At 45.1% G+C, this 17,040-nt stretch carries 14 protein-coding genes; 4 read left to right on the plus strand and 10 right to left on the minus strand.

Features of this window, described 5'->3' with window-relative positions:
* Window positions 1-40: 40 nt before the first annotated feature.
* A complete protein-coding gene (locus ACWI_RS04635) occupies window positions 41-958 on the minus strand; it encodes an AEC family transporter (protein WP_070370261.1) in 918 nt (305 codons plus the stop codon).
* 290 nt (window positions 959-1,248) lie between these two features.
* On the opposite strand from ACWI_RS04635, the gene ACWI_RS04640 reads away from it, so the two are divergent.
* Window positions 1,249-2,175 carry a polysaccharide deacetylase family protein gene (locus ACWI_RS04640; RefSeq protein WP_070370262.1) on the plus strand — a complete coding sequence of 309 codons (927 nt, stop codon included), beginning with the start codon at window positions 1,249-1,251 and terminating at the stop codon, window positions 2,173-2,175.
* Window positions 2,176-2,243: 68 nt separating this feature from the next.
* Here ACWI_RS04640 and ACWI_RS04645 read toward each other — a convergent pair whose 3' ends face one another.
* The 7 genes from ACWI_RS04645 to cls all read right to left on the minus strand — a co-directional run bounded on the left by ACWI_RS04645 (window position 2,244) and on the right by cls (window position 11,752).
* Entirely contained in the window at window positions 2,244-4,052 is a 1,809-nt protein-coding gene (locus tag ACWI_RS04645; RefSeq protein WP_070370263.1) for a PocR ligand-binding domain-containing protein, read from the minus strand.
* A 247-nt stretch (window positions 4,053-4,299) separates the two neighbouring features.
* The gene (locus tag ACWI_RS04650) at window positions 4,300-5,448 is read right to left on the minus strand and encodes an iron-containing alcohol dehydrogenase (RefSeq protein ID WP_070370264.1); all 1,149 of its coding nucleotides are present in this window, start codon (window positions 5,446-5,448) and stop codon (window positions 4,300-4,302) included.
* Window positions 5,449-5,658: 210 nt separating this feature from the next.
* On the minus strand, window positions 5,659-6,207 hold the full coding sequence (locus ACWI_RS04655) for a TetR/AcrR family transcriptional regulator C-terminal domain-containing protein (RefSeq protein WP_070370265.1): 549 nt from the start codon (window positions 6,205-6,207) through the stop codon (window positions 5,659-5,661).
* Window positions 6,208-6,494: 287 nt separating this feature from the next.
* Window positions 6,495-7,760 (minus strand): hypothetical protein, encoded by a 1,266-nt coding sequence (locus tag ACWI_RS18745; protein WP_070370266.1) that lies wholly within the window; start codon window positions 7,758-7,760, stop codon window positions 6,495-6,497.
* 218 nt (window positions 7,761-7,978) lie between these two features.
* Window positions 7,979-9,145: a leucine-rich repeat protein gene (locus ACWI_RS04665; RefSeq protein WP_070370267.1), complete on the minus strand. Its 1,167-nt coding sequence runs from the start codon at window positions 9,143-9,145 to the stop codon at window positions 7,979-7,981.
* A gap of 282 nt (window positions 9,146-9,427) precedes the next feature.
* On the minus strand, window positions 9,428-10,210 hold the full coding sequence (locus ACWI_RS04670; RefSeq protein WP_070370268.1) for a carbon-nitrogen family hydrolase: 783 nt from the start codon (window positions 10,208-10,210) through the stop codon (window positions 9,428-9,430).
* Window positions 10,211-10,225: 15 nt separating this feature from the next.
* Window positions 10,226-11,752 (minus strand): cardiolipin synthase, encoded by a 1,527-nt coding sequence (gene cls / locus ACWI_RS04675; protein ID WP_070370269.1) that lies wholly within the window; start codon window positions 11,750-11,752, stop codon window positions 10,226-10,228.
* Between the two features lie 441 nt (window positions 11,753-12,193).
* On the opposite strand from cls, the gene ACWI_RS04680 reads away from it, so the two are divergent.
* From ACWI_RS04680 to ACWI_RS04690, 3 genes are read left to right on the plus strand one after another with little or no spacing between them, the layout of a single operon-like run.
* Complete coding sequence (locus ACWI_RS04680; RefSeq protein ID WP_070370270.1) at window positions 12,194-13,210, plus strand: uroporphyrinogen decarboxylase family protein; 1,017 nt, start codon at window positions 12,194-12,196, stop codon at window positions 13,208-13,210.
* A gap of 1 nt (window position 13,211) precedes the next feature.
* Window positions 13,212-13,835 (plus strand): GTP-binding protein, encoded by a 624-nt coding sequence (locus ACWI_RS04685; protein ID WP_070370271.1) that lies wholly within the window; start codon window positions 13,212-13,214, stop codon window positions 13,833-13,835.
* Window positions 13,828-14,274: a hypothetical protein gene (locus ACWI_RS04690; protein WP_070370272.1), complete on the plus strand. Its 447-nt coding sequence runs from the start codon at window positions 13,828-13,830 to the stop codon at window positions 14,272-14,274. Before ACWI_RS04685 ends, ACWI_RS04690 begins: the two co-directional genes overlap by 8 nt.
* Window positions 14,275-14,344: 70 nt before the next feature.
* Here the strand turns inward: ACWI_RS04690 and ACWI_RS04695 are convergent, their stop codons facing one another.
* Both ACWI_RS04695 and ACWI_RS04700 read right to left on the minus strand, forming a co-directional pair.
* Window positions 14,345-16,159, minus strand: a complete 1,815-nt coding sequence (locus ACWI_RS04695; RefSeq protein ID WP_175440895.1) for an alkaline phosphatase — start codon at window positions 16,157-16,159, stop codon at window positions 14,345-14,347.
* Window positions 16,160-16,236: 77 nt separating this feature from the next.
* Entirely contained in the window at window positions 16,237-16,860 is a 624-nt protein-coding gene (locus ACWI_RS04700; protein ID WP_070370274.1) for a response regulator transcription factor, read from the minus strand.
* Window positions 16,861-17,040: the final 180 nt, after the last annotated feature.

The raw sequence follows: 17,040 nt of genomic DNA on the forward strand, positions 1-17,040 counted from the left end.
AAAGCTTGAAGAAAGATTATCGGGAATCTGTACCGATCGTTCACATTAACAGAAATGCGATCATTGGAATCGTAACAACCGAAGCCAGGGTCGTGATAAAAACGCCTTTTGTAGCCAGCGCAACATTGTTTTCGTAGCGATTGGCAAAAAGTACCGAAGATGTTGCCACCGGCATCGCAATGATGATAATCACAATTCCCAGTAAATAGGGATTTATGATCACATTTCTTAAAATCACCCAGGCCAATAAGGGCAACAAGACCTGCTTAATAATCACGTAGGGATACAGTCTGAACTCGGCAAAAACGCTCCGAACTGAAATCCCTGATAAAGCAATGCCGATTACAATCATGGCCAGGGGCGTCGTCGTCGACCCGACGGTTTTTAACGTATCGTTAAGAAGCTCCGGAAATTTAAAATGGCAGGCAAACATAATAACTGCAATAATCGATGACACCATCCCCGGGGATAAAAACTTTCTTACATCCAGCGCATTTCGGCCCTCTTTTGACATCAGCATAATCCCCAGGGTAAAGTTGCTGACATTAAAAATTAGATTAAAGATCGTTGCATAAAAAATAGCGCTTTCCCCAAAAATCGATGCGATCACAGGAAAACCCATAAAGCCAACATTAGACCAAATGGTCATATACATGTATAAGTAACGGTCTTCTTTTGGCACCATCAGGATTCGGACAATCAAATAAGCAATAAACGGCATCACCACATAAAAAAGAATGGAAATTATAAACATCATAATGACATCCGAATTATTGGTATCCGCTGGCATGGTTGCCACCGAGGCCAGCATCATACATGGCAGCGTAATACTTAAAATAAAATTCGAAAGCTGTGATCCGAAATTTCCACTGACAACTTTTTTCTTTGCTGCAATATATCCAAAAGCCAAAATCAAAAATAATTCCAACATCTGGCTGATCACCACCATTATATCCATCGGCCTGCTCCTCAAATAAAAATAGCCTATCACAAGCTCGGTTTAAATTCAACCCAATTGCCAAAAGGAGCTCAAACTTGAAACCGTTTAAAGGTTTTGACCGATTCTCTTAAGCCTTGTCTAATGCTGCAGTAATCGCTCTTTGCGGTAACAATGTGAATTCAATATTTTTTTTAAAAAAACAAGAAATAAATTACACATTTAGTTGGTTTTCTGCTACAATCAACTTTAGACGGGTTAGACTCGGCGAGACTGCCCGCTGTTCTGATTTTAAAACAATAGAGGTAGCGATGAGAAAGAAAACCACCCCAAAATTACGAATCAAAAATTTACCCCGTTTCCTGACATTTTCGGCAATGAGCCTGATTATTCTCGTTATCATTACCATGTCTTTGTTTTTTTTAATGAATAAAATGGCCGAAGCCTTTAATACCCAAAAACAGATCCTTCAGACTTCATCAGCTAATTCGTCCGACCCCAATGCTGCCAAAACAGAAACCGTAATCAGTAATAATCAGCAGAATGCCAAAACGGAAACCAAACCCCAGGTGACGGATGATGATCCCCTGGCCGATATAAAAGCTCGACTTCGGAGCGGAGACACTGCCGGGATCAAGGTTGTTTTTCTGACCTTCGATGATGGCCCCAGCGAAAATACCGGAGCACTTCTTGATATACTCAATGAATATGATGCCAAGGGCACCTTTTTTACCACCCTCCATGACAATGACAATGCCAAAGCCATGTATCGCCGGATTGTTGATGAAGGCCATACCCTGGCTAATCATACCAGCAGCCACGATTACGGCCTTTACAGCAATCCGGAAGCCTTTTTTGCCGATGTTGAGGAGCTGGATCAGTTCCAAAAATCAATAACGGGTCAAACAGAAACCAGCCACGTTTTTCGTTTTCCAGGTGGTTCAACAAACTCCAATGAGGCCTGTGTTCAGGGCATCGTTAGTCGGGGCTTTAATTACAGCGACTGGAATGTTTCTTCCGGAGACGGCTGCTCTGATCCACCGCCAAGTGATGTCATTGCCCAAATGATTATTGAAGGATGTCGGGAAAACGATGTATCGGTTGTTTTATGCCATGCTGAACTCAAAGAATCCAGCCGAAATGCCATTCCCATCGTTATTGAAACGCTCCAGGCTGAAGGTTATGTCTTTTTACCGATGGAGAAGGACTATACCTATCCCCGCCATTTAGAAGTTTAACCGGCCGTTTTTACCCGGAATAACCAATAGACCCAAATAGTAAACCCACCGTTTTTGCGGTGGGTTTACTATTTGGGTCTGGGTCGTATTGCCGTACTTTCATATTGCTTATGACGGTACATATCATCTTCCGCCCGTTTAAATATTTCTTCGATATCTTCTGCCTCGTTATTTTTTGTTTCGTAGCCAAAAGAGATGGATACCGCCAATCCACCCACTTTTTCCGCTGCCGCTAGGCTTTTGATCTTATCGATCATCATTTCGATGACCGAACCCGCTGTTCGTGGTAAGATCACAATAAATTCATCCCCGCCCAGTCTGGCAACAATATCGTCCTTGCGACAGACCTGGCTGATAATCCTGGCCGTTTTGATTAACAGCTCATCCCCCATCAAATGTCCCAGCGTATCATTAACCAACTTTAAGCCATTAACATCTCCCAGCAGAAGGGTTAATGGTAAATTTTCTTTTTTATCCAGTCTCGCCAATTCCTGTTCATAATACCGGCGATTATAAAGCCCCGTTAAATAATCATGATAGCTGAGATAGAGAATCTCTTTTTCATTTTGCCGTTTTTCATTAATAAAGCGGGCTTGAAGCAGATTCTGAAAGGCCAGATTTGACAGCTGATTGGCAATGGTATGGAGCAATTTTGCGATTTTTTCAAACTGCTGGATGGACATCCGGGGCACTTCTCTAAATGCCCGCAAGACATCATCTTCATCGGCACCGATTTCCCGGGCATAAGCGACTAATTGGGACTCTTTGATGTTTTCATCCCGGACCTGACCGATCAGCCAATTTGCCACGTGTTTACCACCCACCGTAATCGCCGCCCCGGCATCCCACAGACCACCACTTAAACATCTTTTAATGATGGGCCCGTCGACTGAATAGGCACCAATTGCCGCATCCGATTTATAACAATTCTGACAGCCACGTACAGTCTTGCGAATAATATCCCGACAAAGTCGGGTAAAGTTGGAGGGTTCGGTTATTGGGGTGCCATCGGTCAGGGTGATCACTGAAGCAACACCGGTTGCCTCAGAAAACTGATCCTGCAATCGCTGAATGGTCTCCAGATCGATTAATTCAGAAAAGTCAATTGTGCTGGTATCTTCAGCTGGTCTGGTCAACTCCAGCATCCGCCTTTCTAATCGCTGTTCGATTTTTTTGCGATCCGTAATATCCCGGGCAGCCGCATAAACCAACTTTCCCTGGGGCCGGGAAGACCATTCAATCCAATGATAGGTTCCATCTTTGGCCCGGTAACGATTGGTAAAGTTAACCACCGGGTTCTGTTCATTAAGACGATTCATCACCTCCCGGGTTACCTGAACATCATCCGGATGGACAAAATCCAGATACTTTGTCCGGATCAATTCTTCGCAACTGTACCCCAACACCTCTTCCCACGCCCTGTTTGTTTTGACAAAATATCCATCCATATCAGCAATGCACAAAAAATCCAGGCTCAATTCAAAGAAATTGTTCAATTCCTCCAATTGTGTCTTTTCCTTCGTGATATCGATAAAATGGGTAATAAAAAAACCTTTTTTCGGGGCATATGCAAGGACCCGACACCAAATGTTAAGGGCCGCCGTATATTGATCAAACTCTTTTTTGCCACCATTTAAAGCAATGTCACCATAGAAACGGATCCAATCAAAGCTGTCATTAACAATTTCTGGCAAAACCTCTGTGATTCGTTTCCCAAGTATTTTAGCCCCAAAGAGCCCTGTCAGTTTTTCAAAAGCCGGATTGACTTCAATAAACTCATAATCACACGGCTTACCGGCTTCATCACAGACAATTTTGTGATAAGCATAACCCATCGGGGCATGTTCCAGAATCGATTGATACATAGCGTCATTCATGCGGCTTCACCCTTTCAGCTAACTTTTATGAACCATAACAATTCTTATATACCCAAATGCTGGCGATTTATGCCTGGATCTTCTGCCAATCACTTCATTTTCTTCAAATTTTTGCCGTTTCTGCATCTGTTTAACTTTGATCCCATTCATTGAAAAAGAGGATCTATCCCGGTTCGGACAAATCCTCTTAACTTATTATCGTGTCTATTTTCTGCTTATCTCAATCAGGCGATTTCCATACCCAAAATTAAAATGCTGCCTTGTAAATGGCAATCACATCATCTTTGGTTGGGCATTTGGGATTTCCACCGGTACAGATATCAGCCAAAGCCAGGTCAGCCAATTCACTGAAATCTTCTTCTTTAACGCCGATTTCTGCCAGTCCAGAGGGAATGCCAACATCTTTAGACAATTGTTTGATGGCTTCAATGGCCAGTTCGTTAATTGCTTCTTTGCTTTTGTGCGCTGTATCAACGCCCATTGCTTCTGCCACCGCTTTTAAACGATCACCCACCGCATCAGCATTGAAGGCTGCAACATGAGGAAGCAAAATGGCATTGCAGACGCCGTGAGGCAGATCATAAAAACCACCCAGCTGGTGAGCCATGGAATGAACGATTCCCAAGCCGCCGTTCGAGAAGCCCATACCGGTGACAAATTGTCCATAAGCCATATCATCCCGGGCCGCCACATTTTCTCCGTTGGCAACCGCTTCTCTTAAACTACCAGCGATCGCTTTGATCGCTTCTAAGTTGAATAAATCAGTAAACCGGGAAGCTCCGGCGGTGGTATAGCCTTCAACGGCATGGGTCAAGGCATCCATCCCGGTGGCTGCTGTTAATGATTTTGGCATTTTTACCATTAAATTGGGGTCATTAACCGCCACTGTGGCCAGGCAGTTTGGATCGACAATAACCATTTTCAGTTTACGATCTTCATCAGTGATAACATAATTAATCGTTGCTTCACTGGCGGTTCCCGCCGTTGTATTGATCGCTACGATTGGTAATGATTTATTGGCGGTTTTGCCAACACCTTCATAATCCCGCAGATCCCCGGGATTAGTAGCTAAAATGGCAATTCCCTTGGCCGTATCCTGGGGTGATCCGCCACCGATGCTGATTACAAAATCGCATTCGTTATCTTGCAAGGCCTGAAGACCGGCGTTGACATTGGTAACTGTCGGGTTTGGTTTAACATCAGAAAACATGGCATATGCCACTTCAGCATTATCTAACACATTGAGTACTTCCTGGACAATTCCAGCATCGATGAGCACCTGATCGGTTACAACTAATGCTTTTTTGACATTCATCCGTTTGATTTCCGGGGCAATGAGTTCGATTGCACCGGGTTCCATAATTACGACTGGTGGAAAATAATAGGTTCTTGCCATTTTGGGTACCTCCAAATTTTTTCGACTGTAAACAGTTACATTTCTTTATCATTGTATCAAATTTTTGATGTGATTCAATTGACATAGCTCTCTAACTGTCACATAAGTGACAGTTAATAAAATGTGTCACTTTTCTGCGGCAAAAAAATAATCGTTATCTGATGACAGGGCAGCTGTTATCAAATAACGATTGTCATAAAAAATATTAACCTACAAAAACAATAAGTAGTGTCTGAGCTTTTCCGGAATTGCCTCAATCAGTAATTTAGCAAATTCAGCTGGCTCCATGACCATCCCCTCGGTCACCCATTTAAAGGTCATATCCATGGATCCCTGACAATACATGTCCAGTAGGAATTGATCATCTTTTTCCAGGGGCTTTCCGGTTTTTTGGACAATCCGATTCGTATAATAATCCGTTATCAGCTTTAAATCGTAATCAAAAATCGAATTGCAGTCACTGGATTTAAATGCCGCTGTAAAAAAATCTTTCTCCGCCCGGACAAAGGCAAATTTACGGGTTAGGCCTTCTTCCAGCGTGAGACTGACCCCCATCTGCTTAATTGATTGTTGCGCCAATTTATCAAAATACCAATTAACTAAGTCATATTTATCCTGAAAATAACGATAAAACGTCTGTCTTGTTAATTCACATTGATCAACAATTTCTTTAACGGTTATTTTATCTAAAGGCTTTGTAACCATTAGCGTTTTAATCCCCTGAGCCAACCGTTCTTTTGTTCGATCATTTGCATCCATTGATAACCCTCTTAACTAAATATTTAAATTTTTTACAAATTTATCACCAGTTTCTCTTATTAATCTTATCGGCCTCGGTAATCGATGTCAATGAAATATTTTATCAACTCACCTAAAATAATCTCGGTTACGCTCTTTTAGATGGGCCACATAAAAAGAACTCCTTTTATTGACCGTTTCGCGATGCGTCGATCAGTAATCGGAGTTCATTTTTAACAACCAATAAACGCAACTAAAACCAATGGTTTTCGTCTACTGTACTGCTTTTTTGTGAATAGTGTGTGTATTTATGCTTTGATTTCTTTTTTGCTGATCAGATAAGCCATACCCATCAGTGCTAATAATCCCATAGTAGCCATTAATGCATCCTGACCCATGTCTTGAGTACCAGTTTTTGGGTTAGAAGATGATTTCTGGTAACAGAGATATGGTTCCAGATACAAACAGGATGCGGTCAGATCGACATCACCATAGCAAGGACTGATCCAAACACCTTCGCCGCCATAGATAGCTAACGGATTAACACCACCAGAGGTACAAAGATCCAGAATACCATCTCGGATTACAACCCAGCTAGCTGCATATAATGCAGTTGCTACACCAGTTTCGGTGGTTGATTTAACAGTTGTGTATCCGCCTTTAACGATGGCGTCATCGCCAGCGCCAATACCCATGCTCTGGCCACTAACTGAATCAGTAATGACATCGACGTCGCCGCCGTTGATTACCAGGTCATTGTCTGCCCAGAGACCATAGGCTCCGCCGGTTCCAGTATGGACTGCCGTTGCATCAAGCCATCCGTCATTGATGATTAAATCACCATTGTCAACAAGTATACCATAGGCATTATGGGTATTGTCACTTGTTAAAGCGGTTAATTCATAATCACCATCATTAAGCACGAGATCGCCGTCCATGACATGAATTGCTGAATATTCGCCGACTGCCGTCAGTTCGCCAGGTCCGCCCATGGTCAGGTTTCCGACAACTTCAACTGCGCAGCCATCCGGATTCACAACAAGGTTTTCACCTTTGAGGATCATGGCAAAATTGCTACCCATATCAGCTGCAACAACCTGTTTGCCAACAAAACCGTTTAAGGTTAAGGCGTTGGTTATTGCATCATAAGAGTAGTCAGTACCAACGGTGTTCAGGAGTACATCAATAAAGGTTGTTGCATCTCTCCATAAACCGAGTGCTGGAACTGCTTTTACCTCAATGGTTCCTTCATCTGCTGCAGTTTCGATTACTGGTGCTTCAGCAACGGCTACAACCGGTGCATCAGCAGCTGGGGTTTCAGCAGCTGGCGTTTCCACTGCCGGCGCTGCTGCCACTGGTTCAACCGCCGCTGGCGTTTCCACTGCAGGCGTTTCTGCTGCTGGCGTTTCTACTGCGGTATTTAGCACCTCATCAACTGGTGCTCCCTCAACTTCCAGAACCACGAGTGTTGGTTCTTCAACAACTTCTTCTGCGGCAAATGTTGATACCGGTATTAACATTAACACCATCATCACAACCAGCAACAAAGCCATCAATTTCGACATTTTTTTCACTTCACTATTCCTCCTTTCAATGGAATTGTTTTCTGTGTACATCACACCCCAACTGGTGTGAAATTACACAGTTATCACTACGATATTGTTTTTACCCTCTTTTATCATAAATAACAAAAATATTTAAAAAAAATAAATTATTTGAAATCTTTTTTTGTTAGCCGTTGGCATTCAAGTCCAGCATTTCACCAAAGTCTTTTTTTTTTGACTTAGTTTTGTTAATTCAAGCTGCTGGCAAACGGTACAACGGTGGCTCCCGGGGCCGCCGAACCACTTGGCACAACGATGATCTGAATGCCTTCCAACCGCAGTGCCATCCCTTCGGTACCGGCACTGGCACCGTTTTTAGCCCAGTCCAACCAGCCATAATTCTGGGCATGGACACGATAATAAACATCATATTTACCCACATCGACACCATCGAGCTCAATCCGGATTCCTTCCAGACGCAGACTAAGACCGGTTGTTCCACTAAGGTCACCGTTGCTGACCATTGGTTGCCAACCGATATTCTGAACATGGGTCTGATACTGAATGGCCACATTGACTTCGCTGTTATCCACCAGAATTTTGATTCCTTCCAGGCGCAGGCCCTGGCCAACCGTCCCACTGATTTCACCATTTTTTTTGGCACTCTGCCAGCCGACATTCTGAACATGCGTGGAATAGTACACATCCACATAGGAAGCAGGCAGGCTGATAAAGGGTCGCATATTTGCATACGCATAAGATTCTGCGGTCGATCCGGCATAACCGTAGATGGTAAGATGGGGAATGGTTCCGAACACCTGTCCATCAAAAGTCAGGGTACTGTTAAAAATAGTAATTTTAGTCAGGGCATTGCAATTGGCAAAGGCCGCATAACCAATGGTCGTAACGGAACTGGGGATAATGATGCTGTTCAGCGTCTGGGCACCCCAGAACGAACCATTTCCGATGGTTGTTAAACCGTTTCCTAAAAAGACCGAATCCAGATTGGGACAATTGTAAAACGAACGCATCCCCAAACTTGTCACACTGTTTGGCAGGTTCACACCCGTTATGCTGGTGTTTCCGTTAAATACATCGCTGCCTATTTCCAGCACACTTTTGCCATCAAGTGTAGCTGGGATATCGACATTACCACCGCTTCCCGTATAGGCAACAATCCTGATCCCCCCGACGATCGTATCATACCAGTAATCCCCGGCATGAATGCTGTTAAGCGAAATTTCTGACCGTTGTGTTTCTTCATTTAAGCTCTGGTTTTCATCACTGGCTTCCAAATCAAGGTTTTTGATTAATTCAGTATCGTGATTCTGTTCTTTAGCCATAATACCGATTGGAAACACACAGATACCAGCAATGATCAGCCCACAAAAAACTTGTTTTACTAACCCGTTCATTTTTGGCCTCCTTTTTTAAAAATACGCATTCGTGCTTGCGAAACTAAAAACACCGCTTACGGTACTTTCGCAATTGTCTAAACTAATTCTTTACCATGTTCTTCAAAGAACTAATCTGATCGCGATCTGTTCATCGTCTTCTGTAAAACCTTTGCTTATATGATCATCTTACCCTGAACTCATGGATTTAAACGATGGGTGTCGTTTTACTGATGCCATAAAAAAAGATCCGCTACCAGGTAACGCATCTTTTTTTGGTATAATATCACTATCCAAGCTTTCTTAATACAATTCAGGTCTCCGATCTTTAAAAACGGTCATGCTCTTTCTGGTTTGATCCAGTTCAGCCACGTCCACATCGGCGATAATCAATTTTTCTTCCGGATCAGCTCCAGCATCTGCCAGTAGCTTGCCCAGAGGATCAATGATCATCGAGTTGCCAGCGTTTTGTTGATCCTTTACTGCCGCACCACAGCCATTAACGGCGACCACAAAAAACTGGTTTTCGATAGCCCGGGCCTGATTCAGAACCCGCCAATGACGAACCCGGGGTAAGGGCCATTCAGCCGGGACAAAAAGCACCTTTGTACCAGCCAGCGCCTGTTTTCTGGCCCATTCGGGGAAACGGATCTCATAACAGATGATGATCCCGCAGGGAATGCCGTCAAGGTCAAAGGTAACCAACTGCTGGCCCGCCCCGAAACGCTTGTCTTCACCGGCATAACTAAACAGGTGGGCCTTGTCATAATCGGCAATAATTACTCCTTGCCGATTAACCACGTAGCCGGTATTATAAAAATAACTGCCTTTTTTCGTGGCCACCGAACCTCCGACAATGTTAATATGCAGTTCCTCGGCCAATTGGCTCAGAAACGCTTTCGCCCGTTGCCCATCCGCCAACCGCTCATCCAGATCATCGGTAATAAACCCGCCACTCCACATTTCCGGCAACACCGCTACATCTGCCCCAGCGGCTGCAGCCTGGCGGATTAAGCCCTCGGCATTACGATAATTAACGTCAATCTGTCTTAGGATCACCTGCATTTGAATTGCACATATTTTCATTTCATATCCTTTCAATTACATCAATGGTGCCATAATTCTTAAAACTGCCTGCCCCACTTTTGTTAAAAATGCGGTTTGCTCCCAATCCGAATAATGCACTTCCCGACTCGCTTTGATACAATCCAGCAAGTCAGCCTTGATCTCCTGCACCGTTTGCGAGCCGTAAACCCAGGTACCGCATTCGTAATTCCAGGTCAGGCTGCGGTAATCCATATTGATGGAGCCAACAATCGCAACCTGATCGTCGGTGACCAGTACCTTGCCGTGAATAAAGCCCGGGGTGTATTCATAAATCCGCACCCCTTCCGCCAGCAGCTCGCCGTAAAATGCCCGGGTGGTGGCATAAACCAGCTTTTTATCGGGAATACCCGGGGTGATAATTCGCACATCCACTCCGCTACGGGCTGCCAGTAAAATACAATTCGTCAGATCCGTATCCAGAATCAGATAAGGAGTGGTCAGATAGAGATACTCTTTAGCGTTGGCAAAAATAGTCATATAGGTGTTGGCCGCTGGATTTCGGGGGTTCATCGGCCCATCACAAAACGGCATTACCAATTCATCGTCTGTCTCCGGAGCGACTGTCGCCTTGAAGTCATCGAGTTGCGAAACCGCCCCGGTGGAATAGTCCCACATATTAATAAACATGGTGGTGAGGCTAAAAACCGCCGCCCCTTCGAGCCGAATGGCCATATCCTTCCAATGGCCGAAACGCACCTTTTGATTGATGTATTCATCACCGATATTAATGCCACCGGTGATGGCCACCCGGCCATCAACTATGGTCATCTTGCGGTGATCCCGAAAGCTGATAAACTTAAACAGTGATGGCGAAAAAGGGTTATACGGAATACTCTTTATCCCGTGTGCCGCACAGCTTTGATAAAAATCTTTGGGCAGGGTCGACAGACTTCCCATCTCGTCCACCAACATCCGGATTTCTACCCCGGCCGCCGCTCTTTCATAGAGGGCGGCCATCAGTTCATCGTACATTTTACCACCGGTAACAATAAAATATTCCAGAAAAATAAATTTTTCAGCCGTTTTAATGGCTTCCAGGTTCGCCCGATGCATGTCCTCGCCCAGCTTCAAATAGGTCGTTCGGGTATTTTGCCAAACCGGCAGATCACTCAGCCGATGAACCAGCTCCACCTGTTTTCTGATGCTCTTGTCATCAATCGATTCCAACACAGCCTGGTTCTGTTCCAATCTTAAAAAGGTACGCTGATTCACTTCATCCCAGCGTTTTTTTGATTTTTTGGGAACCCGCTGCCGTCCCCAGATAAAATAAATAACAATCCCAACGGCTGGAAATGCCAACACAAAAATGATCCATGAAATTTTATAGGCGGCCGTCTTTTTGCGATAGACAATATTAAGCACCACAAAAACAGCCACCCCTTCAATGATCCAATAGGCAACCACTGCATCTTCAGAAAACTGCAGGATAACCAATCCGATGATTCCTAATTGCAAAGCAATTAAAACCACATTGACGATCAACCTGAACCTGTTTTGATAATGGTTCGACGAACTTCTCATTGCAACCTCTCTCCCACTCATTTCATAAAAAATCGGATCTCCCCGATTTCGCTGACTACTTTTTTTGTATTTTTATGCTTTTTTAATTATATGCTATGTTTAAGTCAGACACAACCAGCTAACGGCGTTTTTAGCGGATTAACAAAACCTATTGACTAAGCAGCTTTTGTCAGTAGCTCTGCCTTACTTGTCTCACTTACATATTTTGAATTTATTTAATAATCGCAGTCACCATCAATCGATCTTTTTTAACCGAGAAGCTTTTACTTGCTGACCAGTTCACATATTTTTTAGGTATTGCATCATTTTATTATGATATCAGGACAACTATCGTTTATGAAAACGATATTATAGTAAATTTATTTATTATTACAAATGTGTTGACAAAACCGTATTTGAATATTAAACTTGTTTATAATTCAACCATTAAGGAGGACAAGCATGACAGCTCATTTAACTCAGAAGGAAAATTTTTTGCGGGTAGCCCGGGGCGAAATGCCGGAATATGTGCCGGTTTCATCTTATTTCGGTCCTAATGCACCGCTTCTTACCATGGCCGACCCCTGTATTTTAGGCAGTTTTCGGGGGCCTGGGGGCGGTGTCGACCCTTGGGGCGTCACCTTTGTAACCGGTGAAGAAATTAATTTTGCCGCCCTGCCAAAACCCAATGACTTTATTTTGACCGATGTGACTAAATGGCGGGATGTGATCAAAGCTCCGGACTATACCGGCTTTGACTGGGAAGCAGCAGCCCGGGATGACCGTAAAAAATACGTTCAGGATCCTGACCAAACAGCCTTTGTTCTCAGTGGATTTGCTGACTTATTTCAGCAGTTCATCGGGTTTATGGGCTTTACTGAGGGGCTTTGCGCCATCTATGAAGAACAGGAAGAAGTTGAAGAGCTGCTTGACTACATGCTGGAACACTCCCTCTATATCACCAAAAATCTGCTTCACTTTTATAAACCGGAAGGCTATTACCTGCTCGATGATACCGCTTCAAAACTCAACCCCTTTATTTCGCCCAAATTATTTGAAGAGATCTTTGTACCCCGTTATAAAAAATGTCTGGATCTGGTCAGAGACGAAAATATTCCAATTTTTTACCATAATTGCGGTCGCTGCGAAGATTTGATCCCCTCAATGGTGGACATCGGGGTCAACGTTTGGGATCCGGCTCAGGTTGAAAATGATCTGGTGGGAGTAAAACAAAAATATGGCGCCAAGCTGGCAATCAACGGCGGTTTTGAATTTAGAATGCCCAGCACCTGGCCAGTGGTCGATGAAGAAGAAGTCCGGGAAGCGGTTCGAAACACCTTTGATCGACTTGCACCCAACGGCGGTTTTATCTTCAATGGGATGCTGACCTCGCTGGATTATTTTGACCCCAAGGTTCAGGAAGTCAACGGCTGGATCGTCGATGAAGCAAATCGTCTGAGCAAAACAGTTTACAATTAATATGAACATTATTATCTTAGGGGGATTTCTGGGTTCCGGAAAAACCAGCGTTTTATTGCAGCTTGCCGGCCATCTGATCGGGAATCAGCCTTCCAATACGACCCGGGTGGTCATTCTGGAAAATGAAATCGGTGAGGTCAGTGTTGATGACAGCTTACTCAAAAAAAACGGCTACCAGGTAACCAATCTATTTTCCGGCTGCGTCTGCTGTACCATGTCCGGAGAACTGATTCTGAATCTGCATCGGATCAGAACCGATTTCAATCCCGAGCTGATAATCATGGAAACGACTGGCGTGGCCTTTCCCGATAACATCCGCCAGACCATCAACCAGTCGCTGCCAGAACTTACGGTTCAGGTCACCTGTATCACCGATGCCAAACGCTGGTTACGGCTGCTGCAGCCTATGGAGATGCTCCTGGAAGGGCAACTGGAAGCTGCTGATGTGATTCTGATCAATAAGATCGATCTGGTCGACGACCAGACCTTGTCCGAAGTGGAGACTTCCATCCGATCCTTTAACGACCACGCCAAATGCTTCAGAATCAGCGCCGCCCAGCCGATTGACCCGGTCATTTGGGGAACCATCTTGAATACCGAACAGGAGGCACCAATCAATGAATAGCCAACAACCTCACCATCGTCATGACGAAAATTGTGGTTGTCATGGTGACCATCACCACGCTGCGCCCGCCCATCAACCTGAGCGCCATCAACACAACCCTCAAGCGATTACGGTAAAAACCCATGATGCCAGCCTGGTTGGCTCATATCGCTTAACGATTGAGCTAAGCTTTGAAGAAGCAGTAACCACCCTGGATGCGGCGCTTAAAAAAATCGCCGCCCAAATTACTGAACGGGGGGGGATCATCGGCCATATCAAGGCCAATCTGACTGCCGAAGGTCAAAGCTGTATGATTTCCCTCACCGAAGAAAAACCCGATTGGCATTACAACGACAGCCGTCGCTGTCAGGTAGAAGGAGTGGCGATTGTCTTCGGTATCTTACCTGAGCAGTTGACTGCGATTCTTAACACCGTTCTGGGCCCTTACCGCTTGGCCTAATGCCGTATCTAAACGAACTTGAAAAATACCTGTTACCGCATTATTGTATGCTGCGTAACAGGTATTTTTGTTATTTTAGTAATTCCCGGATCACCCTGGGAATATCGGTGTTATTGATATAGGCACCCCGAACCGGGTCGGAACCCACAGCATATTTTCTAAACAAATCGGAACCCGGCCCTTTGGCAAAAATAGGCACCAGCTGATTCGTATGGCTTTGGCTGTTCCAGACCATCGTCGGCATGACCCCTTTTCCATTATTGACCACCTCATTATAAATACCACTACTGCCTGTTAAATAGCCGGTTTCGTGATCACTGGTGACAATCACCAGGGTTTCTGACCAACTGCTGTTACCTTCCACCCAGTCACACACCGCGGCAACGGCCTGGTTAAACGCAGTTTCTTCTTCAATCATTCGACCACTCTGATTCTTACTGGCGGCCCAATCAACAGCGCCGCCTTCAATCATCAGGAAAAATCCCTCCTCGTTATTGTCCAGTACATTAAGGGAATCCCGGGCCATTGTCGCCAGCGAGGGCACCTGATTATTCAACGCAACCGCAAAAGGCTGGGCATTAACATCGCCAGTCCGGCCATACTGCAGGGTCGTATAAACCGGTGGCACGCCGATCACCCGATCCGGTGCGGCTCCGCTCTGGAGGGCTTCAAAATCGGCCTTGGTCTGGATCAGCTGCCATGAGTCAGGATCGCCATCGCCATCGGCGTCATTGCCCAAGGCTCCCGCCTCCAGAGCCGCCCAGGTTTCCTGGCCACCGACAAATTGATAATGCTCGGCTTCAATGCTGCTACGTTTAACGCTGTCATCATTATATAAAGGATTTCCAGCGCCCATGATCACATCAATCCTACTATCTCTGATCATTTCATTGGCAATCCCACTGTAATTACTGCGATCCGTGTCATGCGCCACAAAAGCTGCCGGGGTGGCATGACTGAGTTCCACTGAGGTGACCACTCCGGTGGATTTTCCGTTTGCTTCAAAATCTTCAGTCAGATTACGTAAATTATTCTGATTGGGATCGACTCCGACCGCGCCATTATAGGTTTTAGTACCAGTGGCCATGGCGGTGGCAGAAGCGGCGGAATCCGTCGGCCTGTTTTTCAGCTCATCAAAACTGCTCCAAATCGTGGCTGGATCATAGGTATAACGGGCATCATCTGCAGATTCGATTTTTCCGGTCGAGTAGGTACTCATAAAATACTGGGTTGGAAAGTTCTCATATACCTGGATTCCGCCCTGACCACCGGTGAAATAGTCGGTAGCTAGAATATGGTTGGCACCGCATCCATCTGAAATCAGCACGATTACGTTTTTAAAAGCAGTTGTGTCGTCCGGCGGGGCTGCTCCTTTGGGGGTGATCACCATCCGGATCGCTTCCATCCGATAGGAAAGCCCTTCGGTTCCTGCTAACTCACCGTTTTTAACCCATTGTTGCCAGCCCTGATTCTGAACATGCGCCTGATAATACACGTCAAATTTCTCCGCTTCAGAACCAGTGAGTTTGATGCGGACTGCTTCCATCCGTAATGACCGGCCTGTCGTCCCAGCCTCGGCACCGTCATCAACCCAGTTCTGCCAGCCGATATTCTGAACATGGGTTTTGTAGGTAATTCCTAAATTAGGGTGATCGTTGATTTTTAATCTGATCCCTTCCAGGCGCAGTGAGCGGCCGGTCGTTCCGCTGACACCAGCATCCGACTGCCATTCCTGCCAGCCGACATTCTGGATATGGGTTTGGTAACTGCTCTGGAAAGTCACAGCCTGCGGCTTTGTTTCCACTGCGTTGACACAAACCGACAAGGAAATCATTAGCATCAATCCGAGCAGCATCATCCACATTCCAGTTCTTATCTTTTTCATGGTTTCATCTTCTTTCATCGTAAAGAGATTATCCCCAACATCAGCGATGGCTTTTTTTGCTTTTAACTGCTAAAACCTCAGTTCAGGTTTTTGTAGAAAAAGATGGCCAACTGAGTCCGATCCCGGAGATTCAGTTTTTCCAAAATCACGCTAATGCGGTTTCGCACGGTTCCTTCACTTAAATACAGGCTCTCGGCAATTTCCCGGTTACTAAGCCCCTGGGCCACCCGGTCGAGCAGTTCCCGTTCCTTCTCACTCAGATCAAAATAATCTACCGACCGGGGTTCTTGCTGATTAATCAGTCCCGGAATCTTGGTCACAATATCCTGGCCAAAGACACTTTGACCGATCTCTACTGCTCTTAGGGCAGGTACAATGCTTTCAAAATCCTGTTTGATGATATACCCTTTTGCTCCCAGTTTAAGCGCTTTGATAATATATTCATCATCTAAAAAAGTAGTTAAAAATAAAATTCGGGCCGTTTGATCAATGGCCAGGATTGCCGCAGCGGCTTCCAGCCCGGTTTTCACCTCCATCCGGATATCCATCAGCAGCACATCCGGTTTAAGCTTACGGTATAAGGCAATCGCTTCTTCGCCATTGTGCCCGATTCCAATCACTTCAATATCCCCCTGAGCTTCAATAATGGTTTTTAGTGATGCACAGACCAGCCGGTCATCATCGACAACAAGTATTTTCATGTTTCCCCCTCTATTTTATACTTTAGGCAATTTAACAAACTGCCACGAGCTTCGCTGCCGGTTTGCGCTAAACAACCAGAAGAAATCGCAAAGCGAATTTCTTCTTTGTCGCGGGCAGTCGCCAACTACAAGCAAGCTTGTGATTGGCTCATTGCCTTTGCGAATTTCTACACTAGGGCG

The organism is Acetobacterium wieringae, assembly GCF_001766835.1.
In the GTDB taxonomy this organism is placed as follows: Bacteria; Bacillota; Clostridia; order Eubacteriales; family Eubacteriaceae; genus Acetobacterium; species Acetobacterium wieringae.